A 21,413-nucleotide genomic window follows, 5' to 3' on the forward strand; every position below is an offset into this window, starting at 1 on the left:
CGAGGAGCTCTCCGCCGGAAAAAGTGGGTTCGCAATTCGAACTGAACACGGCAGATCGCCCGGTGTCGTCGCGCTGGCCGTCGACTCAGACCCGGCGGTAGTCGCCGAGGCGGGTGCCGTCGAGGAGGTACGCCTCGCCGTCGACCAGCCCGTCGGGGAGGAACGGCGCGAGAAACTCCTGGCCGGCGACGTTGACCCAGGTCCCACCCGAGAGGTCGTTGAACCCCGGGCAGACGACGAGTTCGCCGTCGATAGCGAGGTCCTCGCCGTGGAACTCCCGGAAGGGTTCGGGGTCGACGCCGCCCCGGAGCCACACCCGCTCGACGCGGGCGCCGCCGACCTCGTCTTCGAGGCGGACGACCGGGTGTTCGTGCCCGACGCAGACCACGTCCGCAGCGAGCACCTCCGGACTCGGCCAGGTGTGGCCGTGGGCGAAGCCGACCTCGCCGAGGCGGACGCCGTGACCGGGGGTGACCTCGACGGGCTGGTCGACCCGTTCGAGGACCGATTCGGCGTCGCCGTCGTGGTTGCCCCTGACGAGTGTGACCGGCAGATCGGGGAGTGCGTCGAACAGCGCGAGGACCTCCTCGCGCTCGTCGCGGCCGGGGTCGCCGATGGCGTGGCCGAGGTCCCCGAGGAAGAGGAGCCGGTCCGGCCGCTCGGCGTCGACGAGGGCGCACAGCGACTCGCGGCGGTCGGGCGCGTGGTCGGGGAGTTCGACGCCGTCGCGGCGTAGGCCCGCCTCGATGCCGGCGTGGAAGTCCGCGACGACGAGCACCCGCTCGCCGCCGCAGGTCGCGACCGCCGCGGGCTCGTCGGGGATCGGTTCGACGCCCATCAGATCGGCTTGTACACGTCGTCCTCGGGCTCGTAGCAGCGGCCGCCCATCAGCGCGTCCTGGATGGCCTCCCGAACTTCCTCGTCGTCGGCGCCGGTCCGGGCGGTCACCGCGTCGACGATCTCGTCGGCGTGGGCGCCCTCGCCGTCGTCGTGCTCGGCCATCGCGTCCATCACCGCGTCCTCGATGTCTACGTCTTCGGCCGGTTCCGCCTCCTCGCCTTCGTCATCGGCAGATTCGTCGTCGGCGGATCCGTCCTCGCCGGCGGATTCGCCCTCGTCGGCCGTTTCCGGCCCCGTCTCCGGCCCGGAGTCGGCCGCGGGGTCCGCGGTCTCGGCAGTTCCGGACTCGGGCTCGGACCCGGACTCGGTCGCCTCCGCCTCCGGCTCGGGTTCGACCGTCTCGGTGCCGGTCTCGGCCGCCGAGGTCGCGGAGGCGTCGGCTCCCGACCCGGCTTCAGCCTCGGCGTCCGCTTCGGCCTCGGCCAGCTCTTCGGGGTCGGGCGTCTCGATGCCGGCCTCGCCCGGTTCGTCGACCTCGTTGCCGCTGGTGAATCCCGTCCCGTACTCCTCCTCGATCTCCTCGCGCTCGTCCTCGTCGAGTTCGAACTCGCCGTCGAAGTCGTCGAGGTCGTCCGCGTCCGCGTCGTCACCAGCCGCGTCGGCCGACTCGGCGCCGGTCTCGGCGACTCCAGTCCCGGCGTCGCCCTCCGCTCCGGCCCCGGCGGGTTCGGCGTCGACGGCTGCGGGTTCGGTCTCCGCCGGTTCCGATTCGGTCTCGGCGGGTTTCGACTCGCTCCCTCCCGCAGGATCGGTCTCCACCGCTTCCGCGGTTTCGGGTTCCGACTCGGATCCGGCCGCGGATTCGGTTCCCGCGTCGGCGGTAGCGGAGGTGTCCACAGTCTCGTCAGGTTCGGTCTCGGCGGCGGCAGTCGTATCGTTCTCGGCAGTCGCGGTGTCCGTGTCGGCGGTCCCGGCGTCGGCGGTCGCCGCCGAAGTCTCGTCGGGTCCCTCCCCGAGGTCGGTCGTCTCGCCGCCGACGGTCGCGGCCACGTCGAGCGCGGCCAGCGAGCCGAGGTCGGCGTCGCCGGGCGCGTCGGGCGAGGCGGAGTGGGGTTCGACCTCCTCGCGCTCGCCGGCGACGACCTCGATGGCCTGGACGGCGGTGTCGCGCACCGCGTCGAGGTAGGCCCCGGTCGTGCCGTAGTGGTCGATAGCGAGCGGGATCCCCGCGGCGAGGCCGGTGTCGACGCCCTCGGCCTCCAGCGCCGCGCGGAGTTCGTCGCCCCGCTGTTCCCGGGCGAGCGCGTCGGCCATGGTCCGCACGCGGTCGAGCGTCTGCCGGGCGGTGCCGACCGTCCAGCGGTCCCGGGTCTCGGCGTCGACCTCGTTGACGTTCTCCGGGCGGATCGACGTGTAGGTCACGTCCGAGTCGTCGGGCTGGAACGTGCGGGCCTTCCCGGTGACGGCGACGAACATCGGCGGCTCGGCGCGGTCGAAGAAGGCCTGGGCGTCGGGCTGGTACTGGCCGGCGTAGACGACGAACGCGCCGGTGGGGTCGACGACCCGGGCGCGGAGCACGTCCTCGCTGGCGTTCTCGACCTCGGTGAGGACGCCGACGACGAACAGCCGGTTGACGCGGCCGCCCGTCGGCGAGACCACGTAGTTGGGCGCCCGCTCCTCGTCGCTCTCGGAGTAGGAGAAGTCGGCGTCCTCGAACTCCGCGGCGAACAGGCGGTAGGCGACCTCGCGGCGGCCCGCGCCGCCCTGGTCCTCGGACCCACTCATCCGCGGACCTCCGTCAGCAGGTCGGCGGCGCGACTCGCCGGGTCGTCGTCGGTCTCGTCGAACGACCGGGCGTTGAGGTTGGCGCCGTACTCGTCGACCGACAGCGACCCGCGGGCGCGGAACTCCCGGCCGACGAGTTTCTCGCGGATGGCGTCGGCGACGGCCTCCTGGTCCATCTCCTCGCGGGCGTGTTCCTTCGCGTCCTCGACGTCGCCGCCGTAGATCGCCTCGGTGAGTTCGTCGTCGAGGATGGCGGTGACGGTGCCGGTGCCGTCGTCGAGGATCGCCTTGATCCGCAGGTCGTCGACGCCGTCGACGGCGCCGTGGGTCCGGCACTGGCCGTTTTGAACGACGCGGCCGCACTCGGGACAGCGCTCGATGAGGCCCGAGCCGTCCCGGACCGCGATGACGTTGCCGACCAGTTCCACGTCGAAGAGGCCGCCCGACTCGATGGCGTCCCGCACGGCCAGTCGCGGGGCGTCCTCGGTCGCCTCGACGGGCCGGTCGAGCGCCTCCACCTCGGTGAACTCCGAGACGTTCACCGAGGGCGCGCCGCGGAACTCGCGGACGAACACGTCCTCCAGACGGACCGAAGCGCCCTCGGTGATCGCGTCGTGGGGCTCCCAGTCGGTGAAGGGGAGCCGCGTCGTCTCGTCGGCGAGGATGCCGCTGAGGATCTCCGTCTCGCCGTCGCGGCCGTCGATGGTCTTGGTCTCGACCTCCAGGGCCGTGACCTCGATCGTCCGGCCGCGGTCGCCGGGTTCGAGTTCGGCGAGCGTCGAGTCGCCGCCGACCGGGAACTCCACGTCGAGGTCCTCGTCGGCCAGCTGGATGGTCGTGCTCTCCCCGAGGTTGAGTTCCGGTTCGCCCTCCCACTCGCGGATGCCCGCGTTGCCGGCGGTGATCGTCTGTCCGGCCTGGAGGCCGAAGTCGTCCCACGCGGTGTAGGATATCTTGCCGGTCTCGTCGGCGATCTCGCCCTCGAAGATGACGTGGTCGGACCCCTGGTAGCGGATCGACCGCTTGCCCACGGTGAGGACCGTCCCGGTGACGGTCACGTTCGAGTCGCCGGTCGTGATCTCGGCGATGGACTTGGTGGTGGGGCCGCCGTCGTCCGAGCCGTCGCCGTACTTCCGGCGGAGGCTGTCTTTGGCCTCCTCGACGGGGACGCTGTACTCCACGAGGTTCTCCAGGTCGCGTTTGACCTCCGTTTTGTCGACGCCGAGGTCGGAGGCGAGCTCCTCGGCATGGTCGTCTAAGCTCATCACCGGACCTTGTGGTGCCCCGGTAAAAATCGTTCCCGTCGGGTCGTCGACGCCGCGCACGCCCTCCCCCCGGCCGACCCGCCCGTCGCGAGCCGCGTCGGCCGCGGCGGAGCTGTCATCTCCGGCGACTTTCGCGGCAGCTATTTACCGGCCGACGGTCGAGACGGGTGTATGCAACCTCCGACCTTCCGGGGGAAGCCGTCGGACGCCCACGCGCTCTGGCGGCGGTCGGGGGCGGGTGCGGGCGGGCCCAAGCGGTTCGACGAGGCGTACCTCCGCGAGTGGTGTTCGGCCAGGGGCATCGACTTCGAGACCGACAGGCGGGTCGACCACGGACGCTCGGACGAGCCGCGCGAGCAGTACCGGTGTGTCTTCGCGTGGGCCGACGAGGAGCGGGAGTCGTTCGCGGTGGGCGACGACGAGTGGGAGATCGCCACCCAGGAGACGCCCCGAACCTTCCTGGAGATCGACGACGCCGGCGAGGCGCGGCTGAAGAGCTGGACCGACGAGTACGTCTTCGACATCGAGGAGCTGTGGACCGACTGCGACGCCCTCGTCTTCCGCGCCGCCGGGGCCGACGGGGCCAAACGCCTCGACGCCCGGAAGTTGACCGGGCGACCGGAGTGACCGCCGGGCCGGGCGAGGTGGCCCCGACGGTCGCGCGTCGGCCGAGCGCGGCGTCTCACATCGAAAGCGGTTTTCCCGCGAGCGCGTAGCTACCGGGTATGCACGTCGTCGTCAACGCGGCCGTGAGCGCCGACGGGAAGCTGTCGACCCGGGAGCGCGAACAGGTCGAGATCAGCGGCCCCGAGGACTTCGACCGGGTCGACGCCCTGCGCGCCGAGAGCGACGCCGTCATGGTCGGCGTCGGCACGGTGCTGGCCGACGACCCCTCGCTGACCGTCGACGACGACGCCCGCCGCGAGCGCCGGCGCGACGCCGGCAAACCCGAGAACCCCGCCCGGATCGTCGCTGACTCGCGGATCCGCACGCCCACCGACGCGCGCGTCCTCGACGACCGCGCCGAGACCATCCTCCTGACCAGCGAGGCCGCTCCCCAGGACTTCGTCGCCGAGATCACCGAGGCCGGCGCGGAAGTTATCTCGACCGGCGAACAGCAGGTCGACCTGCCCGAGGCGCTCGCGGAACTGGAGTCGCGGGGGGTCGAACGGCTGATGGTCGAGGGCGGCGGCGAACTCATCTTCTCGCTGTTCGCCGCCGATCTGGTCGACGAGCTCTCGACGTTCGTCGGCCCCGCCGTCATCGGCGGGTGGAAGGCCCCCACCCTCGCCGACGGCGACGGCTTCGTCTCCGACTTCCCGGAGCTGTCGCTGCGCGACGTGGAACGGATCGACGACGGCGTCCTGATCCGCTGGGACGTTCCCTGAGCGGCTCCGGGGCGCCGTCGGTCGTACACTACCGCGACTACCGGGAGAGATGTCTCATACGGATTCTTGCAAGTCATTCCGGGATCGACCGCACGCAGTCGTGCGGTCGACCCGGTAAACGCTTGCAATAATCCGTATCAGTGGCTGTGGCCGGTCAGTTCCGCGAACGAGCGGCCGAACCGCTTCTCGAACAGGTCCAGCGTCAGCTTCTCGGTCTCCGCGACCTCGTCGCTGGGCTCGCCCTCGCTGTGGTGGGCGGCGCTGTGGATGCGCTGGGCGAGGCCGAACATCGCGATGTCACCGACGACCTCGGGCGCCGACTCGTCCTCGCTCTCGGCGAGCATCTCGACCAGCGTCGTCGGGACTTCCAGTTCGTCTGTCGCGTCCTCGGTTTCGAGCGTCAGCGTGACCGTCTCGGATTCTGCCATAGCCTCCGTTGGGAGAGCCGACGTATGACTCTGGTGGAAGCGTGCGCTCTCGGGGCCGTCCCGCGGAAAAATCGGTGCTCGCGACCGCTCAATCGTCGGCCTCGGCCGCGGCCTCGGCGCCGCTCTCGGCCGACAGTTCGCGTTCGAGGTAGGCGTCGGCGTCCATCGCGGCCTTGCAGCCCATGCCGCCCGCGGTGATCGCCTGCTGGTAGTGGTGGTCGACCACGTCGCCCGCGGCGAACAGCCCCTCGACGCCCGTGGCGGTTTGGTTGCCGCCCTCGCCGCCGAGCGTGCTGACGTACCCCTCGTCGTCGAGTTCGACGCCGGTGTCTTCGAGGTAGTCGGTGTTCGGCGTGTGGCCGATGGCGACGAAGACGGCGCCCACGTCGAAGTCGAACTGTTCGGTCTCGTCGTCGTCGAGGTTGTCCTTCGGGTAGCCCGACTCGTTCCGCGCGAGCGTGACGTGGTCGACGCCCTCCTCCTGGGAGCCGTGGACCTCCAGCAGTTCGGTGTTGCGCATGATCTCCACGTCGCCGTCGTCCACTTTGTCCATCAGCCGGTCGATCCAGTAGTCCTCCGCGCGGAACTGTTCGCGGCGGTGGACGAGGTAGACTGTGTCGGCAAAGCGCGTCAGGAAGTCGGCCTCCTCGAAGGCCGCGTCGCCGCCGCCGACGACGAGCATGTCCTCGCCGCGGAAGAACGCGCCGTCGCAGGTCGCGCAGGTCGAGACGCCGAAGCCCATCAGGTCGTCCTCGCCGGGGACCCCCAGGGTGCGGGCGCTGGCACCGCTGGCGGCGATGACGGCGTCGGCCGTGTACGTGTCGCCCGTGTTGACCTCGACTTCGAACGGGCGCGTCTCGTCGTCGACGTCCTCGACGATCCCGTGGGTGATCTCGGCGCCGAACTGTTTGGCCTGCTCCTTCATGTCGTTGACCAGCTCGGTCCCGCCGACGCCGTCGGGGAACCCGGGGTAGTTCTCCACGTCGGTCGTCAGCGTCAGCTGGCCGCCGGGCTCGTCGCCCTCCAGCACGAGCGGGTCGAGGTTCGACCGCGCCGCGTAGATGGCGGCTGTCAGCCCCGCGATCCCCGATCCCGCGATGATAAGTCGTCGGTGGTCGGCCGTCTCTGAACTCATTGCTCACCGATAGCGGAGGATGGGGTATTTACCTTGCGCTGTCGCACCGGCCGGCCGCGAGGCGGCGGCACGCCGTCGAGCGCGCTCGAATCGAGGTCCCGAGCTGGCCCCTCACTCCTCTTTCCACTCGCCTACCCGCTCGCCGTGTACTTCGCCCTTGGCCTGCCGTTCGATCGGCCAGAGCGCGAGCGCGGTGACCGCGAGGTAGAACGCCCCGAGCGCGCCCGCGACGACGACGCCGGGGACCCCCGGGAGTTCGGCCGCCTCGGTCCAGCGGTTCTCCGGCGTGAACAGAGTGACCTTCGCCACCCACGCGACGCCGACCACGGCGAACAGCAACCCGTAGATCCGCCGGAGCCGCCGCGAGAGCGCTTCGAGGGTGGACACTTTGAACGTCGGATAACGCAGGTCCCGGCTCAGCTCCTCGCGCCACTCGACGTGTTCGACGCCTTCGGGCGAGAGCGCGTTTGCGAAGACGTTCTCCTGGAGGATCCGCACCCGCGACCGATACAGGTCGTAGAATCGGTAGCGGCGCACCTCGTAGGAGAGGAAGGCGGCGAGCGCGGCGAGGCCGATGAGCAGCAGGTACGCTGGCATCTCGGGCCCGGCGAACACGAGCGACAACAGCGCCGCCAGGAGGGTTATCGCCCAGTTGGTCGTGCGGTCGATCCGGTCCTGGGCGCTGTTGGCCTGGCTCACCTCGCCCCGGTAGAAGTGCGGGAGCGCCCCGAGGAGCGCCTCCGTGTCGCCGGCGATCTCCGCGGCGACCTCTTCGTCGCCGCGGTCGAGTCGGCTGTCGCCGAGGTCGTCGTCCATGTCTCCCGTTCGCCCTCGACGACCAATACTCCTCAGAGAACGTGACCATCCGGCGAGTACCCGGCAGTCGGGCGGTCGGCTCTCGGCAGCCGACGCGCCGCCGGGCGGCGCCGGCCGACGACCGAACACTTAGGACCGGCCCGCCGTTCGGGTCGCGTATGCCCGCCGACCTCGAAGAGAAGACCGACCGCTACGAGGGGCTGCTCGCCGAGGCGCTCGACGCCGCCGAGGTCGCGCCGCCCGAGGGAACACCGATGGCCGACGCCGCCGCCGAGTGCGAGGAGATGGCCCGCTCGTACCTGGAGGACGGCCGCCACTTCCGGGAGGAGGACGACCCCGTCAACGCGCTGGCGTCGTTCTCCTACGGCCACGCCTGGCTCGACGCCGGCGCCCGGATCGGCCTGTTCGACGTGCCCGATGAGGGCCATCTGTTCACAGTCTGAACGTGCCTGTCTCAGACGGCTCGCTCGATGTCCCGGAGAATTTTGTCGAACGAGTCGAGCGGTGCGTCGTCGGCCTCGGAGTCCGGCGTCGCGAGCAGGTCGCGAGCCCGGTCCAGCGACCCGTACACGACCACGCCGTCACGACGGATCGAGCGCCGGAGTTCGGGCGGCGAGTCGGTGATCGGAACGACATCGACGTCGTCGGTGCCGAGCGCGGCCGACAGCGCGTCGATCAGCGACAGGCGTTCGCGAGTCCGTTCCGACGGGGAGGGCACGTCCTCGAATGCGACTCCGAGGTCGATGTCACTCCGACCGTGGGCATCGCCGCGCGCGACCGACCCGTAGAGGACCCCGACCGACACGGGGGCGGCGTCGAGAACACGGCGAACGGCGTCCAGATCCACGCCGGAGATATCGTCTCGCCGCTCCATGCCCGTCCGTTGTCAGGCGACGGTAATAAACGTTCGAGCAAGGGGGCGTGGTTCCCCGCTTCCGCGGCGCCCTTCGTGAAGCGGATCCCATCGATCTACGTGTCGTCAGTCAACGTCCGGTGTGACACCGCACCCTCGCGAATTTCAACCGTGATTCCTGGGGGTTCGGGTTTAAGTGACTCGCCGGGGGACTTGGAGTAACACCCTCCGGGGTACTCATGGCACGGCAAGCGACGGACGGACCGGGCGCGGACGGGCGGCTCGCGGCGTTCCAGCGGTGGCTCTCGCGGGCGGCCGGCGCGCTCACCGGGTCGCGGATCCACGTCCCCGACTACGACCCCGCTCGCCACGGGCGGCTGGTCGCCGACGACCCGCCGAGCGGTGGCCGCGAGGTCGACCGCTACTGGCTCAACGCCCCCTTCGCCTACGTCTCCATCGCCTACGACGACGAGGAGAACGAACACCGCTACCGCGTCGTCGAGCCGACCCTCGACGGGACCGAACGCGAGTTGCTCGGCCGCGTCTTCGACGACATCCGCGACCCGCTGCTCTACCGCGACGACGTGAGCGACGACCCCGCCGACGCCCTGCGCGAGGAACTCCGCCAGCGCCTCGAGGAGTACGGCGTCTCCGTCGCCACCGAGACGTTCTACCGCCTCTTCTACTACCTCCACCGCTCGTTTCTGGGGTACGGCAAGCTCGACCCCGTCATGCACGACCCTCGCGTCGAGGACATCTCCTGCGACGGGGCCGGTCTCCCCGTATTCGTCTACCACGAGGAGTACACCGACGTGGAGACGACGGTCGTCTTCGAGCGCGAGGAACTCGACGACTACGTCGTCCAGCTCGCCCAGCGCTCGGGCCGTCACGTCAGCGTCTCCGACCCCGTCGTCTCGACGACGCTGCCCGACGGCTCCCGGATCGAGCTGGCGCTCGGCGAGGAGGTCACGCCGCGCGGGTCGGCGTTCACCATCCGGAAGTACGCCGAGGAGCCGTTCACGCCGGTCGACCTGATGAACTACGGCACATACGACGCCCGGATGTTAGCCTTCCTGTGGCTCTGCATCGAGAACAACAAGAGCCTCATCTTCGCCGGCGGGACGGCGGCGGGCAAGACCACTTCGATGAACGCCGTCTCGATGTTCATCCCGCCGCGGTCGAAGGTCATCACCATCGAGGACACCCGCGAGCTCTCGCTGTATCACGAGAACTGGCTCTCGTCGGTGACGCGCGAGCGCATGGGCGACGGCGACATCACGATGTACGACCTCCTGCGGTCGTCGCTGCGCCACCGCCCCGAGTACATCGTCGTCGGCGAGGTCCGCGGCGAGGAGGCTATCACGCTGTTCCAGGCGATGAACACCGGCCACACCACCTTCTCGACGCTGCACGCCGACTCCGTGCAGACGGTCATCAACCGGCTGGAGAACGAGCCGATCAACGTCCCGCGGCCGATGGTCCAGAGCCTGGACGTGCTGAGCGTGCAGGTCCTGACGCGCTCGGGCGGCGAGCGGGTCCGCCGAGCCAGGACCATCGCGGAGATCGAGGGCATCGACCAGCGGACGGGCGAACTCGACTACTCGAACACCTACAACTGGGACGGCACCGCCGACACGTTCTCCCGCAACAACAGCGAACTTCTGGAGGAGATCCGCGAGGAGCAGGGGTGGACTCGCGCCGAGTTGCTCCGCGAACTGCGCAACCGCCGGCGGTTCCTGACGTACCTCCGGGACAACGACATCACCGACTACCGGCGGTTCACGGCGATGGTCAACAAGTACTACGCCGACCCCGAGGAGGTCGTCGCCATGATCGACGAGGCCGACGTGACCGTCGACGAGGGGACCGACCCGGGCGCCCGAGACGGGGCCGACCCGGCGGTCGGTGAGAGGGGCGACCGGGCGGCCGGCGAGGGGACCGACCCGGCGACCGGCGACCAGCAATGAGTTCAGTCGTCGGACTCGCGCCGCTGGTCGTCGCGCTGGGACTGGCCGCGCTGGTCCCGCTGTCGTCGCTGTGGCCCGGCCTCGGCACCTGGTTCACCCGGGTCGCCCGCCGCTACTTCGGCCGGTACGTCCCCGACGAGGCGCCCGACCGACGGCGGCGGCTCAGGGAAGCGTACGTCGACAAGACGTACCGCGCCTACGCGGCCGAGACGTACCTCGTGACGGTCCTCGCCGCGATGGCCGGCGCCATCGTCGGCGTGTACGTCTTCGGCGGTGTCCTGCTCGTGCTCCCGGCCGTCGGCGAGTTCATCCAGCAGTTGCCCGACGCCATCGCGAACACGCTCGGGCGACCGGAACTGGAGCCCGACCTGACCCCGAACCAGGTGTTCGGCGTGCTGACCGCCGGCGGGGCCGTCTCCGGGCTGGCCGTCGCCGGGTTCACCTACTGGTACCGCTGGGAGAGCCCCCGGAGTACTGCGGAGGTCCGCCGGCGCGGCATCAACGAGGGGCTGCCGCGGACGGTCGCGTTCGTCTACGCGCTGTCGCGCGGCGGGATGTCCACCCCCGCGGTGATGCGGACGCTGGCCGAGAACCGCGACGTGTACGGCCACGGCGCCGACGAGATCTCCGTCGCCGTCCGCGAGATGGATCTGTTCGGCCGTGATATCATCACCTCCGTCCGGAACGTCTCGAAGCGGACGCCCAGCGAGGAGTTCAAGACCTTCAGCGAGAACCTCGCGAGCGTCCTCCAGAGCGGGCAGAACCTCCCTGGGTTCCTGCGCGACCAGTACGAGCGCTACCGCGAGGAGGCCGCCGACCGCCAGGAGGAGATCCTCGAACTGCTGGCGACCATCGCCGAGGCCTACGTCACCGTCCTCGTCGCCGGGACGCTGTTCCTGATGACCATCCTGCTGGTCTTCGGGCTGACGACGGCTCAGACCATCAACTTCCTGCGCCTGCTCGCCTACGTGATGATCCCGCTGGCAAATCTCCTGTTCGTGATATACCTCTCCGGGAAGCTCGACCTGCTGGGCGTCGGGGGCGGGAGCGAGACGGGGGCGCTCGCGGCGTCGATCCGCGGACGGGGCGGGCTCCCGGACGCCGGCGGGTCCGGGGCCGATCCGGCGGCCGACGGGGCGGCCGCTGACGGTTCGGCGGCCGACGGGGCGGTGACCGACGGCGGGTACGCGGCGTCGTCGACGCTCCGCGAGCAACTGGCCGCGTACGACTCGCTCGCCCGCGTCCGGGCGCTGTTCGACCGGCCGTTTCGCGGGCTCATGCAGCGGCCGACCGCGATCCTCTACGTGACCGTCCCGATCGCGGTGCTGTCTATCGCGCTCCGGGCGCCGGACCTGGTGGGGACCACCGGCGTCCAGATCAGGGCGCTCGACGACGTGCTGATCCAGGCGACGCTTCTGGTGGTCGGTTCGTTCGCTGTCGTCTGGGAGGTGTACAGCCGGCGGATCCGGAAGATGGAGGCCGCGCTCCCGGAACTGCTCGAACGGCTCGCGAGCCTCAACGAGGCCGGGATGTCCGTCGTCGAGGGGTTCGAGCGCGTCCGCGAGAGCGACCTGGGCGTCCTCTCGGTCGAGGTCGACCGCATCTGCCGGGACCTCACCTACGGCGCGAACGTCGACGACGCGCTACGGCGGTTCGGCCTCCGCGTCCGCACGACGGCGACGACCCGCGTCGTCACGTTGCTGACGAACGCCCTCCGGGCGAGCGGCGACCTCGCGCCCGTCCTGCGGATCGCCGGCGAGCAGGCGTCCACCGAGCTCAAGCTCCGGCGCAAGCGCCGCCAGCAGATGTTCACCTACCTGATCGTCATCTACATCTCCTTCCTCGTCTTCCTCGTCATCATCGCTGCCGTCCAGGAGGTGCTCGTGCCGAGCCTCCCGAACAACGTCCCGACCCCCGAGAACACCGAGCGCCTCGCGGTCAACGTCGACGCGTTCGCCCGCTTCGGCCAGGTGAACAAGGCCGCCTACACCCTCGTCTTCTTCCACACCGCCATCGTCCAGGCGGTCCTCTCGGGGTTCATCGCCGGCCAGCTCGGCGAGGGCTCGCTCAAACACGGCGCCAAACACGCGGCGATCATGCTCGCGGTCGCCTACGGCGCCTTCCTGCTGCTCTCCTCCCCGGTCGCGCAGGTCACCTTCGACGACCAGACGGTGGCCGGCGAGACCGTCACCGTCGACTCGGTGTCGCTCTCGGAGGGCGGCTACGTCACGGTCCGCGCCCGGGGCGCCGACGGCGAGATCGTCGGCCACAGCGAGTACCTCGCCGCGGGGGGCCACGAGGACGTGCGGATACGCCTCGGATCGACCTACAGCGACGAGATGGAACTGTACGCCGTCCCCCACCTCGACACCGACGGCGACGAGCGGTTCGGCTACACCGGCGGGGCCGTCGACCGAACCTACCCCGAGGAGCGCACGCGGATCTACGACGTGGCGACCGTCCGGCGGCCCGGAACCGGCGGGACCCAGTCACTCCAGCCCACCTCGGAACCGGCGGTGTCGGCGGAGCGGTCGGGACTGGCGGGTCGACTCGGGGTCGGCAGCTTTTAGACCGGCGGGGGACCTACCGACGAGGCGATGGAGTTTGCCGCCTTCGCCGGGCGCGCCCGGGCGATCGAAGCCGAGAGCGCCGACTCCGACGTGCGCGAGCGCGTGACCGACCTGCTGGCGGCGGCGGGCCCGGACCTGTCCGTCGTCGCCCGCTACGTCCAGGGGCGGGTGTTCCCCGCCCACGACTCGACGAAACTCGACATCGGCCCGGCGCTATGCTACGAGGCCATCGCGAAAGCGGCCGGCCGGAACGTCACCGCCGACGACGTGGAGGACCGGGTCGCCGACGTGGGCGACGTGGGCGAGGTCGCCGGGAGCTACGACTTCGGCGGCCAGCGGGGCCTCGCCGCGTTCGGGGCCGGTGGCGGTGGCGACGACAGCGGGGACGGACACGGCGGGAGCGACGGCCTGACCGTCTCCGAGGTGGACGCCGAGTTGCGCGACCTCGCCGCGACCGAGGGGTCGGGCAGTCACGACACCAAGCGCGACATCCTGTTCGGCCTGTTCAACCGGACGGAGGGCGACGAGGCGCGCTATCTCGCCCGGCTCGTCCTCTCGGAGATGCGCATCGGCGTCGGCGACGGGACCGTCAGGGACGCGGTCGCCGAGGCGTTCGACGTGCCCGTCGAGGCCGTCGAACGGGCACTACAGGTCACCAACGACCACGGCGAGGTGGCGGTCGTCGCCCGCGACGACGGGGTCGACGGGCTCGAATCGCTCGGGCTCGAAGTCGGTCGGCCGGTCGGCGCGATGCTCGCCCAGGCCGGGACCGTCACCGACGCGCTGGACGACTGGGGGACAGCCGCCGTCGAGTGGAAGTTCGACGGCGCGAGAGTCCAGGTGCACCACGATCCCGACGGGATAGACGACGGAGCCACGACCGCCCTCTTCTCCCGCAACATGGAGGACGTGACCGACCCGCTCCCGGAGGTCGTCGAATTCGTCGAGGAGAGCCTTGACGCCCCCGCCATCCTCGACGGGGAGGTCGTGGCAGTCGCCGAGGACGGCTCGCCGCTCCCCTTCCAGGAGGTCCTCCGGCGGTTCCGCCGGAAACACGACGTGGCGAAGGCCCGCGAGGACGTGTCCGTCGAGTTCCGGGCGTTCGACTGCCTGCACGCCGACGGCGACGACCTGCTGGAGGACCCCCTCGCCGAGCGCCACGACCGGCTCGAAGCGGTGCTGGGCGAGGCGGGAGCCGAGGCGCTCTCGACCCTCTCCGTCTCCGAGGACCCCGACGAGATCGCCGACATCGAGGCCGAAGCGCTGGACGCGGGCCAGGAGGGGATCATGCTGAAGAACCCCGAGTCTGCATACACCCCGGGCCGGCGCGGGAAACAGTGGCTGAAGCGCAAGCCCGACGTGGAGACGCTGGATCTGGTCGTCACCGGCGCCGAGTGGGGCGAGGGCCGGCGGGCCGAACTCCTGGGGACCTTCGAGGTATCGGCCCGCACGGACGACGGCTTCGCTCCCCTCGGCAAGGTCGCCACCGGCATCACCGACGAGGAACTGGAAGACCTGACCGCCTTGCTCGAACCCCACGTCCTGAGCGAGGACGGTGCCGACGTGGACGTCGACCCCGCCGTCGTCTTCGAGGTGGGGTACGAGGAGATCCAGACCTCCTCCACCTACGCGGCGGGCCACGCCCTGCGGTTCCCGCGGTTTCTGGGCGTCCGCGAGGACATCGACCCGGACGACGCCGACTCGCTGGAGCGGGTCGAGCGGCTGGCCGAGCGGCAGTGAGGGCGTATTTCAGTCGATATCGAGTCGTTCGTAGAACGTCCTGGGCGTGACGATATCGACACCGCGGAACTCGTCGAGGTCGAGCAAGTGCTGGTCGCCCGAGACCAGATACGCCACGTCACCCGCGACTGCCGCTTCGACGAACTTGTCGTCGTCCGGGTCCGCCGGAACGGCCGCGATGTCCGGGTCCGGGTCGACGAACTCCGCGAAGTACCGGACAGTCTCGACTTCGCGACGGATCTCCGAGTCGGACATCCCGAACCGGTCCGGGTACTTGCGGAGCGTCTCGCGGAACTCCGCGAGCGTTTCGGTCGAGGCGACGAGGTCGTAGGTTCCATCGAACCCGGCCACGAGAACGTCGTGCGGAACGCCGGTCGCGATCACTCCCGAAATGAGGACGTTCGTATCGAGAACCGCCCTCATTCGTCGTCGTCACGCGCCTCGTGAACCAGCCGGTTCACCTCGCTCATCGAGAGAGCGACCTCGTCGGAACGGCGTTCGACCCGCTCGTGGAACTCCTCGACCGACGGGAGTTCGACCTTCTTCAGGACCAGCCCGTGGTCCGTCGGAACGACCATCAGTTTCGTCCCCTTCTCTAGCCCGAACTCCTCGCGGAGACGGCTCGGGATCGTGACCTGACCCTTCGAGGTCACCGTCGTCAGCTCCGGGTCGTCCGTGCTCATCTCACGTAAGGATTCCTTACGCCGACGCATGAATCTGTCGTCGAGATCGCCGCACCGTCCCCACCGGATCCGAGAGCCGGAAGGCGCCACCCGAAGCCGAACCCTTAACCGCGTCTCGGCGGAACTCGCGGGTATGACTGTCCGACACGACGGCCTGACGGTCAACTGGCTCGGCTACGCCACGCTGCGCATCCAGAGCGACGATACCGTCGTCTACCTCGACCCCGGCCGCTACGGCACGCTGACCGGCGAGTGGGAGCCCGACACGCCTGGCGTCGGCCACCCGCCCGGCCAGGACTACCGCGCCGAGGACGCCGACGTGGTCTGCGTCACCCACATCCACCACTACGACAGCGACGGCGTCGAGCGCGTCTCGAACGAGGACACCACGGTCGTCGCCTTCGAGGGCATCGACGTGGGAGACACCGACCGCGAGCTGACGCCGGTCGACGAACTCCCCTACGAGGTCGTCGAGGTGGGGATGGAGGACGAACTCGTCGTCGGCGACGTACCGATCGCGACCGTCCCTGCCTACAACGACCCCGACGGGGAGAACGTCGACGAGGACGGCGAGCCGATCCACCCGAGGGGAATCGGCTGCGGGTTCGTCGTCACCGTCGACGGAACGAACGTCTTCTGGACCGGCGACTCGGACGCGCTGGAGGGCCACGAGGCGCTCGACGTGTCGCTGTTCGTCCCCTCGATCGCCCAGTCGTTCACGATGGACCGCCACGACGCCGCCGACCTGGCCGAGGCGATGGATCCCGACCTGGTGCTCCCGATCCACTACAACACCTTCGAGGCGCTCGAAGCCGACAGCGGCGCCTTCGCAGAAGATGTCGCGAAGCGAGGCGTCCCGGTCGTGCTGGACGAGCGGTAGTCCTCGGCAGGCGGGGAGTCGCTCGTTAGTCTCCAGGACAGGATCCGCGGACAGTATCTACCCTCGACCCGCGCCGACCGAACGCCATGCGGGGACGCTCCAGTTGTGTTTCACGGCGTCAGGCGATAGAACTAAGATGAAATTAAACAACAACCTCTGCCATGTCCGATGATTTTGAAGCAACTGAGGAAACGAACCTGATCGAATTTATGGCGGACTTCTTCGGCTTTTCGAAGCTATCGGCGGCGCTCCCTGCGAGAGATATCTATCCGCCGTATCTGTTTGTCGGGTTCTTTAGCTTCCTGGACCTGGCCGTCCTGCAGGTGTACGTCCACTTCAACGGCGGGACGCACGTACTGATCGATTCTCCGAACGTCGTCGCCGGATACGCCGCGGTTCTACTGGGGGTTTACGGCGTCCGATACATGTCGAACGGCTACGAGGATGCTCTTTCCGCGGCCAGGATACGCAATAGAATCGACAGATCGGAGGTCGACCGGTTTCGACAGACGGTCAGCCGGCGAACGAAGGTGATCATCTACGTCACTGCTGTCGTCGTCCTGTATGCGAACACCGTTCTCAACGTCGGAATTCCGAACCGGGTCACGGCGATTAACTTCCTGTTCACGTGGGAATTCGTCTTTCTCCCGGTCATCGTTGAGTTTGCGCTCACCTACTACGGTATCCACTTCCGTTTGCCGCGACAGATCAGGAAAGCTGATCTCAACATGTTCTTCTACGACCCGCGGAACATGGGCGGATTCGCCGCGGTCGGACAGCTGTTGAAGCGGTCGTACTATCTCTACACGGTCGGCTTGCTCCTGTTCTTTTTCCTCGTATACGGTGCGGTGTTCCTCCCGTCAGACGGCTACGTCCCCGGGGTTTTCGAGCTGGTGTTTTTCTCGACTGCTTGGTTCGTCGGGCTCCTCTCGATCGGTCATTCGATGTACTCCATCCATCAGTTCATGTCCGACGAGAAGGAAGAACGGATCCGTGAACTCGAAGGCGAACTGCACGCCGCCCTGGAGAACCCGTACGACATAAACAACTCGAGGATCGCCGACCAGGAGCAACTGGAGGATGCTCGCCGACGGCTCGAACAGGTGCGGAACACGCGGGTGTATCCGGCAACGTTTACGATGTGGAGTCAGATCGCAGTCAGCGTCCTGCTCCCACAGCTGTTACAGCTCGCCGTGCAGTCGGCTTTGTGATGCGGTCTCCGTTCGGGGGACCGGTCGGTGCTGGCTTTGGTCGGCGTGACCATCACGTGCGCGGATTCGAACGCCGTCGGAGACGGGGTGTCCCTGTCGTCACAGCACGCCCATCTCGTCGAGCCGCTCCGGCAGGTACGTGTCGGTGACGAAGTCCAGGCCGTAGGAGGCCAGGCTCTGCTGTTCGGACTTCTTGTCGATCTCGAGTTGCAGTTCGATCTGTTCCTCCCAGTAGTCGGACTGGAACCGCGGGTCCTCCAGCTCGCTCTCCAGGGCGTTGACGTCCGAGTCGGAGAGCGGGTCAGTCGGCAGGTCGTACTCGACGATGTCCTCGGGCTGGACGCCGATGAACTGCGCCTCCGGCGTGGCGAGGTACTCCGAAAGGTGCGCGCTCTTGATCGAGCCGTAGGAGACCGACCCGAAGATGCGGTACGACCAGGGGTCACCGTCAGTGAAGACCGTGACCGGGAGGTCGAGTTCGTCGTGCAGGCGCTTGGTCAGCCGTCGGGTCGCCCGGGCGGGCTGGCCGCCGAGGTGGACCACGAGGGCGTCGTACTCGTCGTCGAAGCCGTTCTCGACGAGGCGGTCGCGCATGCCGCCGGTCTCGACGCAGAGGACGAACTCCGCGTCGTTGTCGAGAAATTCGATGGTGTCGGGGTTGTTCGGGATCTGGTAGCCGCCCTGGCCCACGTCGTCCTGACAGTGGATCTCCCGATCCCCGCGGTTGGTCTGCTCGCGGAGCAACAGCGGGCCCATCACCTTCGCGCCCGACTCCTCCGGGCGCATGTGGAAGTCCTCGCGCTTGACCTCGGAGACGATCTCCAGGTCCTCGATCAGGTTGTTCGACTCGTCCTGACTCGAAAACTGCGCCTCGTCTACGTCCCACGACTCGCTGAGGTAGTAGAGCTCACGCAGGGTCGACGAGCGGTCCTCGTCGAGCTGGCGGGCCAGGAAGTCGATGGTGTAGGTGGCCTTCAGCAGCTTCTCCGCGCCGGAGATGGTCTTGGCGGTGCGCGTGCTCTCGCGGTCGCCGTACACCCAGACGTTCTTGTCCTCGTCGTACTCGATGTTGGACTTCGTCCGGGTCGGAATCTTCATCTTCGGCACGTCGCCGCCCTCGAACTGTTCGTAGAACTCCTCGGCCAGGTCGATCAGCTGTTCTCGCGCGTCGGCGTCGGTGTCTGTGTCTGCACTCATTGTTATGCGTCGATAGTGACCCGCTCGTCCTCGATCCCGTCGACGGAGATGTCGAACTCCGCGTCGGTGTCCGCGTCGTACTCCAGTGCGGCCTCGTCGCCGGCCGACACCGAGGTCGACCACTTGACGAACCACTCCCCGTCCATCTCGACGACGCTGGCGTCGCCGTTGGCGAGGGCGGGCTCGCTGCCGGCGACGATGTCGGTGATCTCCACGTCCGCCGTCCGGTCGGAGTTGTTCTCGACCACCAGCCGGACGGTGTCGCCGTCGCGCTGGCGCTCGATCAGGACGTTGTTCATGATCCGCGCGAGCGTGTCGTCGATGTCGAGTTCGTCGTTGTCCGTGACCGTCGAGAGCTTCTCGGCCATCTCCGGGAGGATCGTCGCCAGCTTGTCCTGCTTCTGGCGGCGCTGCTGCATCGACCGGCGCTTCTTCAGGAACGACTTCAGCTCGCGGGCCGCCTCGCGCACCGCGAGTTCGATCTCCGACTCCATCTCGGGGACGTTCGCGACGGCGTCTTTCGACTCGCTGGTGAACGGCACGTTCGTCGAGGCGACGTGGACCATGACCACGACCGGGCCGTTCGGGATGCCCGACCCGCCGGGCTGGTCGAGGTTGTAGTTGCGCCAGTTGATCGACTTGACCACGTCCGTCGTCGCGCAGGCGCCCCGCTGGTAGACCAGCGGGACGCGGTTGGCAAAGCGCATCACCTCGGCCTTGCCCTCGGCCTCGATGTCGCCGCCGTAGGCCAGGCCGGCCTCGACGACGAACGGGTCGCCGCCGTGGACCGAGGCGTCCCGCGTCGACGCGGCGTAGAAGTCGGCGTCGTACTCCTTGCGCAGGCCCTCCTCGATGAGGTCTGACTGGATGGGCGAGAGGCAGTCCGTCGGCGGCGAGATGATGTCCGTCTCGCGCATCGCCTCCAGCAGTTCGCTGGCGGCGTCGCGGTCACCCGTGATCTCGTTCACACTCGGCGGGTCGTCGGGGACGCGGCGGGCGCGCTCCCACAGCGCCTCGACGACGTTCTCGCGTGCCGTCTCGCCGAAGGTCGCGTCGTCGTACTCCTCGGTTGCGTCGGCCGCGCGGCGGACGAACTCGCGGATCTCGTCGCGGGTGAACCGATGACGGGAGTCCTCGCTGTCACCGAACTTCGGCGCGAGCCGGTCGGCGACCCCCTGGACCGTCGCGTCGTCCTTCTGGGTGGTCGTCACCTCGTCGACGACGGCGTACAGGTCCCCCCGCAGGTGGTCGTACTCGTCGGCGTCCCCGCCGGGGTCGACGGCCTCGCCGGTCCCGACGACGGCGGCCCAGCCGGCCTCGACGGCGTTCTCGCGGACGGTCGCCCCGAAGGTGGCGTCGTGTTTGTCCTCGATGTCGTCGGCCACGTCGTCGACCAGGTCGCGGAACTCGTGGTGGGCGACCCGGTCGTAGCCGTCGAGGGCGTCGGCGACCCGGTCGGCGAACTCGGCGGTCGCCTCGGCGCCCTTGTTGGCGACCGCGGCGTCGAGCGCGCGGGCCACGTCGGCCGGCTCGTGGGCCTTCGGCGGCGTCCAGGCCATCTCGCGGCCGAACTCCCGGTCCCGGAAGTTGTCGATCACCGAGTCGGCGGTCTTGCCGCCGACGCGGGTGAACTCGCTCTGGAGGAAGCCCGACACCGAGTACGAATCGGTGGCCTCGAGCATCTTGATGAGCGTCCCGAGCTCCACCCCGTGGGGGTGGGGGCGGATCTCCTCGGTCTCGGCCGGGAGCTGGTCGGTCACCCGCTCGTATTTCATGTGCTCGTTCGGTTCCCGGAGCTCGATGCGGGCGTGGGGGTTGACGACCGCGGTGTGCTCGATGTAGTCGTGGAGCTGGTTGCGGGCGCGCATGTTCGCCTCCATCTCCAGCTCGATGCGGGTCCCGTGGGGCCGCTCCCAGGTGGTCGTCTCCTCGACGTCGATCTCCGGCTCGTTGTCGTCGGTGTCGATGATGAGCTCGAAGTACTGCGCCTGTTCGTCGCCCTGCGTGCGGGAGGTGATCTTGGCGGGCTTGCCGCTCGTCTTCTGGGCGTGCAACACCGCGGCGGAGATGCCGATACCCTGCTGGCCGCGGTTCTGCTCGCGCTTGTGGAACCGCGACCCGTAGAGCAACTGCCCGAAGACCTTGGGGAGCTGTTCCTTGGTGATCCCCGGCCCGTTGTCCTCGACGATGAGCCGGTAGTAGTCGCCCGCCTCCTGGATCTCGACGTAGACGTCCGGCGCGATGTCCGCCTCCTCGCAGGCGTCCAGCGCGTTGTCGACCGCCTCTTTCACGGCGGTCACGAGCCCCCGGGCGCCGCTGTCGAACCCGAGCATGTGCTTGTTCTTCTCGAAGAACTCGGCGATGGAGATCGACCGCTGGCTCTCGGCCAACCGTTCGGCGATCTCCTCCTCCTCGCCCAGTTCCGACTGTTCCGATGTCATCCGTGCGACCCCCTACTGGCGGACGGCTTAAAAGGCGTTCGCCAGCAGGGTGAAAGTGAAACCCGGCGGGGCAACCCCGGGGGTTCGACCCCGGAGATGGGGTGTCGGCCGGGGGCGGTCCGGGCGGCGTGAGGGCGACGGTGGTGAAGCCGACTGCGACGGGATGCGCGCGAGCGCGCGTGCGAGAGCTTTAAGGGAGCCGGTGTACTATCGG

Annotated in this window: 19 protein-coding genes; 8 read left to right on the forward strand and 11 right to left on the reverse strand. The window is 68.9% G+C overall.

Annotation, left to right across the window (positions count from 1 at the left end; all coding sequences use genetic code 11):
• Positions 1–85: 85 nt before the first annotated feature.
• From ACMGFI_RS20375 to ACMGFI_RS20385, 3 genes are read right to left on the reverse strand one after another with little or no spacing between them, the layout of a single operon-like run.
• A complete protein-coding gene (locus ACMGFI_RS20375) occupies positions 86–838 on the reverse strand; it encodes a metallophosphoesterase (protein ID WP_436912131.1) in 753 nt (250 codons plus the stop codon).
• Complete coding sequence (locus ACMGFI_RS20380) at positions 838–2,625, reverse strand: RPA family protein (protein WP_436912132.1); 1,788 nt, start codon at positions 2,623–2,625, stop codon at positions 838–840. The genes ACMGFI_RS20375 and ACMGFI_RS20380 overlap by 1 nt, the downstream gene beginning before the upstream one ends.
• Complete coding sequence (locus tag ACMGFI_RS20385; RefSeq protein WP_436912133.1) at positions 2,622–3,890, reverse strand: Single-stranded DNA binding protein; 1,269 nt, start codon at positions 3,888–3,890, stop codon at positions 2,622–2,624. The genes ACMGFI_RS20380 and ACMGFI_RS20385 overlap by 4 nt, the downstream gene beginning before the upstream one ends.
• A 171-nt stretch (positions 3,891–4,061) precedes the next feature.
• On the opposite strand from ACMGFI_RS20385, the gene ACMGFI_RS20390 reads away from it, so the two are divergent.
• Both ACMGFI_RS20390 and ACMGFI_RS20395 read left to right on the forward strand, forming a co-directional pair.
• Complete coding sequence (locus tag ACMGFI_RS20390; protein WP_436912134.1) at positions 4,062–4,517, forward strand: hypothetical protein; 456 nt, start codon at positions 4,062–4,064, stop codon at positions 4,515–4,517.
• A gap of 98 nt (positions 4,518–4,615) precedes the next feature.
• Positions 4,616–5,278, forward strand: a complete 663-nt coding sequence (locus tag ACMGFI_RS20395) for a 2,5-diamino-6-(ribosylamino)-4(3H)-pyrimidinone 5'-phosphate reductase (protein WP_436912135.1) — start codon at positions 4,616–4,618, stop codon at positions 5,276–5,278.
• 137 nt (positions 5,279–5,415) lie between these two features.
• Here the strand turns inward: ACMGFI_RS20395 and ACMGFI_RS20400 are convergent, their stop codons facing one another.
• The 3 genes from ACMGFI_RS20400 to ACMGFI_RS20410 form a co-directional block, all read right to left on the reverse strand.
• Positions 5,416–5,706 carry a DUF7545 family protein gene (locus tag ACMGFI_RS20400; protein WP_436912136.1) on the reverse strand — a complete coding sequence of 97 codons (291 nt, stop codon included), beginning with the start codon at positions 5,704–5,706 and terminating at the stop codon, positions 5,416–5,418.
• Between the two features lie 88 nt (positions 5,707–5,794).
• Positions 5,795–6,841, reverse strand: coding sequence for an NAD(P)/FAD-dependent oxidoreductase (locus tag ACMGFI_RS20405; protein ID WP_436912138.1), 1,047 nt, complete (start codon positions 6,839–6,841; stop codon positions 5,795–5,797).
• A gap of 111 nt (positions 6,842–6,952) precedes the next feature.
• The gene (locus ACMGFI_RS20410) at positions 6,953–7,657 is read right to left on the reverse strand and encodes a DUF2270 domain-containing protein (RefSeq protein ID WP_436912139.1); all 705 of its coding nucleotides are present in this window, start codon (positions 7,655–7,657) and stop codon (positions 6,953–6,955) included.
• Between the two features lie 158 nt (positions 7,658–7,815).
• On the opposite strand from ACMGFI_RS20410, the gene ACMGFI_RS20415 reads away from it, so the two are divergent.
• The gene (locus ACMGFI_RS20415) at positions 7,816–8,100 is read left to right on the forward strand and encodes a DUF357 domain-containing protein (RefSeq protein ID WP_436912141.1); all 285 of its coding nucleotides are present in this window, start codon (positions 7,816–7,818) and stop codon (positions 8,098–8,100) included.
• Between the two features lie 11 nt (positions 8,101–8,111).
• On the opposite strand, the gene mntA is transcribed toward ACMGFI_RS20415, so the two are convergent.
• Positions 8,112–8,531, reverse strand: a complete 420-nt coding sequence (mntA, locus tag ACMGFI_RS20420; protein WP_436912143.1) for a type VII toxin-antitoxin system MntA family adenylyltransferase antitoxin — start codon at positions 8,529–8,531, stop codon at positions 8,112–8,114.
• 218 nt (positions 8,532–8,749) lie between these two features.
• Here mntA and ACMGFI_RS20425 point away from each other — a divergent pair, with 218 nt between their 5' ends.
• From ACMGFI_RS20425 to ligA, 3 genes are read left to right on the forward strand one after another with little or no spacing between them, the layout of a single operon-like run.
• Positions 8,750–10,477 carry a type II/IV secretion system ATPase subunit gene (locus ACMGFI_RS20425; RefSeq protein WP_436912144.1) on the forward strand — a complete coding sequence of 576 codons (1,728 nt, stop codon included), beginning with the start codon at positions 8,750–8,752 and terminating at the stop codon, positions 10,475–10,477.
• Entirely contained in the window at positions 10,474–13,047 is a 2,574-nt protein-coding gene (locus ACMGFI_RS20430) for a type II secretion system F family protein (protein WP_436912145.1), read from the forward strand. Before ACMGFI_RS20425 ends, ACMGFI_RS20430 begins: the two co-directional genes overlap by 4 nt.
• Before the next feature lie 27 nt (positions 13,048–13,074).
• On the forward strand, positions 13,075–14,787 hold the full coding sequence (gene ligA / locus ACMGFI_RS20435) for an ATP-dependent DNA ligase LigA (protein WP_436912146.1): 1,713 nt from the start codon (positions 13,075–13,077) through the stop codon (positions 14,785–14,787).
• 9 nt (positions 14,788–14,796) lie between these two features.
• On the opposite strand, the gene ACMGFI_RS20440 is transcribed toward ligA, so the two are convergent.
• A complete protein-coding gene (locus ACMGFI_RS20440) occupies positions 14,797–15,210 on the reverse strand; it encodes a putative toxin-antitoxin system toxin component, PIN family (protein WP_436912147.1) in 414 nt (137 codons plus the stop codon).
• Positions 15,207–15,470 carry an AbrB/MazE/SpoVT family DNA-binding domain-containing protein gene (locus ACMGFI_RS20445; protein WP_436912148.1) on the reverse strand — a complete coding sequence of 88 codons (264 nt, stop codon included), beginning with the start codon at positions 15,468–15,470 and terminating at the stop codon, positions 15,207–15,209. The genes ACMGFI_RS20440 and ACMGFI_RS20445 overlap by 4 nt, the downstream gene beginning before the upstream one ends.
• Before the next feature lie 133 nt (positions 15,471–15,603).
• Between ACMGFI_RS20445 and ACMGFI_RS20450 the strand changes: the two genes are divergently transcribed.
• The gene (locus ACMGFI_RS20450; protein ID WP_436912150.1) at positions 15,604–16,350 is read left to right on the forward strand and encodes an MBL fold metallo-hydrolase; all 747 of its coding nucleotides are present in this window, start codon (positions 15,604–15,606) and stop codon (positions 16,348–16,350) included.
• A gap of 161 nt (positions 16,351–16,511) precedes the next feature.
• A complete protein-coding gene (locus ACMGFI_RS20455; protein ID WP_436912151.1) occupies positions 16,512–17,561 on the forward strand; it encodes a hypothetical protein in 1,050 nt (349 codons plus the stop codon).
• Positions 17,562–17,660: 99 nt separating this feature from the next.
• Here the strand turns inward: ACMGFI_RS20455 and ACMGFI_RS20460 are convergent, their stop codons facing one another.
• Positions 17,661–18,758, reverse strand: coding sequence for a DNA topoisomerase IV subunit A (locus tag ACMGFI_RS20460; protein WP_436912152.1), 1,098 nt, complete (start codon positions 18,756–18,758; stop codon positions 17,661–17,663).
• Positions 18,759–18,760: 2 nt separating this feature from the next.
• Positions 18,761–21,199 (reverse strand): DNA topoisomerase VI subunit B, encoded by a 2,439-nt coding sequence (locus ACMGFI_RS20465; protein ID WP_436912154.1) that lies wholly within the window; start codon positions 21,197–21,199, stop codon positions 18,761–18,763.
• Between the last annotated feature and the right edge of the window lie 214 nt (positions 21,200–21,413).

It is taken from the genome of Halosimplex marinum, assembly GCF_051414075.1.
GTDB classification, from domain to species: domain Archaea; phylum Halobacteriota; class Halobacteria; order Halobacteriales; family Haloarculaceae; genus Halosimplex; species Halosimplex marinum.

What these genes read in the sequence shown, in the direction of transcription:
- ACMGFI_RS20375 (WP_436912131.1), bottom strand. Translation starts at nt 838, where the DNA reads ATGGGCGTCGAACCGATCCCCGACGAGCCCGCGGCGGTCGCGACCTGC.
- ACMGFI_RS20380 (WP_436912132.1), bottom strand. Translation starts at nt 2,625, where the DNA reads ATGAGTGGGTCCGAGGACCAGGGCGGCGCGGGCCGCCGCGAGGTCGCC.
- ACMGFI_RS20385 (WP_436912133.1), bottom strand. Translation starts at nt 3,890, where the DNA reads ATGAGCTTAGACGACCATGCCGAGGAGCTCGCCTCCGACCTCGGCGTC.
- ACMGFI_RS20390 (WP_436912134.1), top strand. Translation starts at nt 4,062, where the DNA reads ATGCAACCTCCGACCTTCCGGGGGAAGCCGTCGGACGCCCACGCGCTC.
- ACMGFI_RS20395 (WP_436912135.1), top strand. Translation starts at nt 4,616, where the DNA reads ATGCACGTCGTCGTCAACGCGGCCGTGAGCGCCGACGGGAAGCTGTCG.
- ACMGFI_RS20400 (WP_436912136.1), bottom strand. Translation starts at nt 5,706, where the DNA reads ATGGCAGAATCCGAGACGGTCACGCTGACGCTCGAAACCGAGGACGCG.
- ACMGFI_RS20405 (WP_436912138.1), bottom strand. Translation starts at nt 6,841, where the DNA reads ATGAGTTCAGAGACGGCCGACCACCGACGACTTATCATCGCGGGATCG.
- ACMGFI_RS20410 (WP_436912139.1), bottom strand. Translation starts at nt 7,657, where the DNA reads ATGGACGACGACCTCGGCGACAGCCGACTCGACCGCGGCGACGAAGAG.
- ACMGFI_RS20415 (WP_436912141.1), top strand. Translation starts at nt 7,816, where the DNA reads ATGCCCGCCGACCTCGAAGAGAAGACCGACCGCTACGAGGGGCTGCTC.
- mntA (WP_436912143.1), bottom strand. Translation starts at nt 8,531, where the DNA reads ATGGAGCGGCGAGACGATATCTCCGGCGTGGATCTGGACGCCGTTCGC.
- ACMGFI_RS20425 (WP_436912144.1), top strand. Translation starts at nt 8,750, where the DNA reads ATGGCACGGCAAGCGACGGACGGACCGGGCGCGGACGGGCGGCTCGCG.
- ACMGFI_RS20430 (WP_436912145.1), top strand. Translation starts at nt 10,474, where the DNA reads ATGAGTTCAGTCGTCGGACTCGCGCCGCTGGTCGTCGCGCTGGGACTG.
- ligA (WP_436912146.1), top strand. Translation starts at nt 13,075, where the DNA reads ATGGAGTTTGCCGCCTTCGCCGGGCGCGCCCGGGCGATCGAAGCCGAG.
- ACMGFI_RS20440 (WP_436912147.1), bottom strand. Translation starts at nt 15,210, where the DNA reads ATGAGGGCGGTTCTCGATACGAACGTCCTCATTTCGGGAGTGATCGCG.
- ACMGFI_RS20445 (WP_436912148.1), bottom strand. Translation starts at nt 15,470, where the DNA reads ATGAGCACGGACGACCCGGAGCTGACGACGGTGACCTCGAAGGGTCAG.
- ACMGFI_RS20450 (WP_436912150.1), top strand. Translation starts at nt 15,604, where the DNA reads ATGACTGTCCGACACGACGGCCTGACGGTCAACTGGCTCGGCTACGCC.
- ACMGFI_RS20455 (WP_436912151.1), top strand. Translation starts at nt 16,512, where the DNA reads ATGTCCGATGATTTTGAAGCAACTGAGGAAACGAACCTGATCGAATTT.
- ACMGFI_RS20460 (WP_436912152.1), bottom strand. Translation starts at nt 18,758, where the DNA reads ATGAGTGCAGACACAGACACCGACGCCGACGCGCGAGAACAGCTGATC.
- ACMGFI_RS20465 (WP_436912154.1), bottom strand. Translation starts at nt 21,199, where the DNA reads ATGACATCGGAACAGTCGGAACTGGGCGAGGAGGAGGAGATCGCCGAA.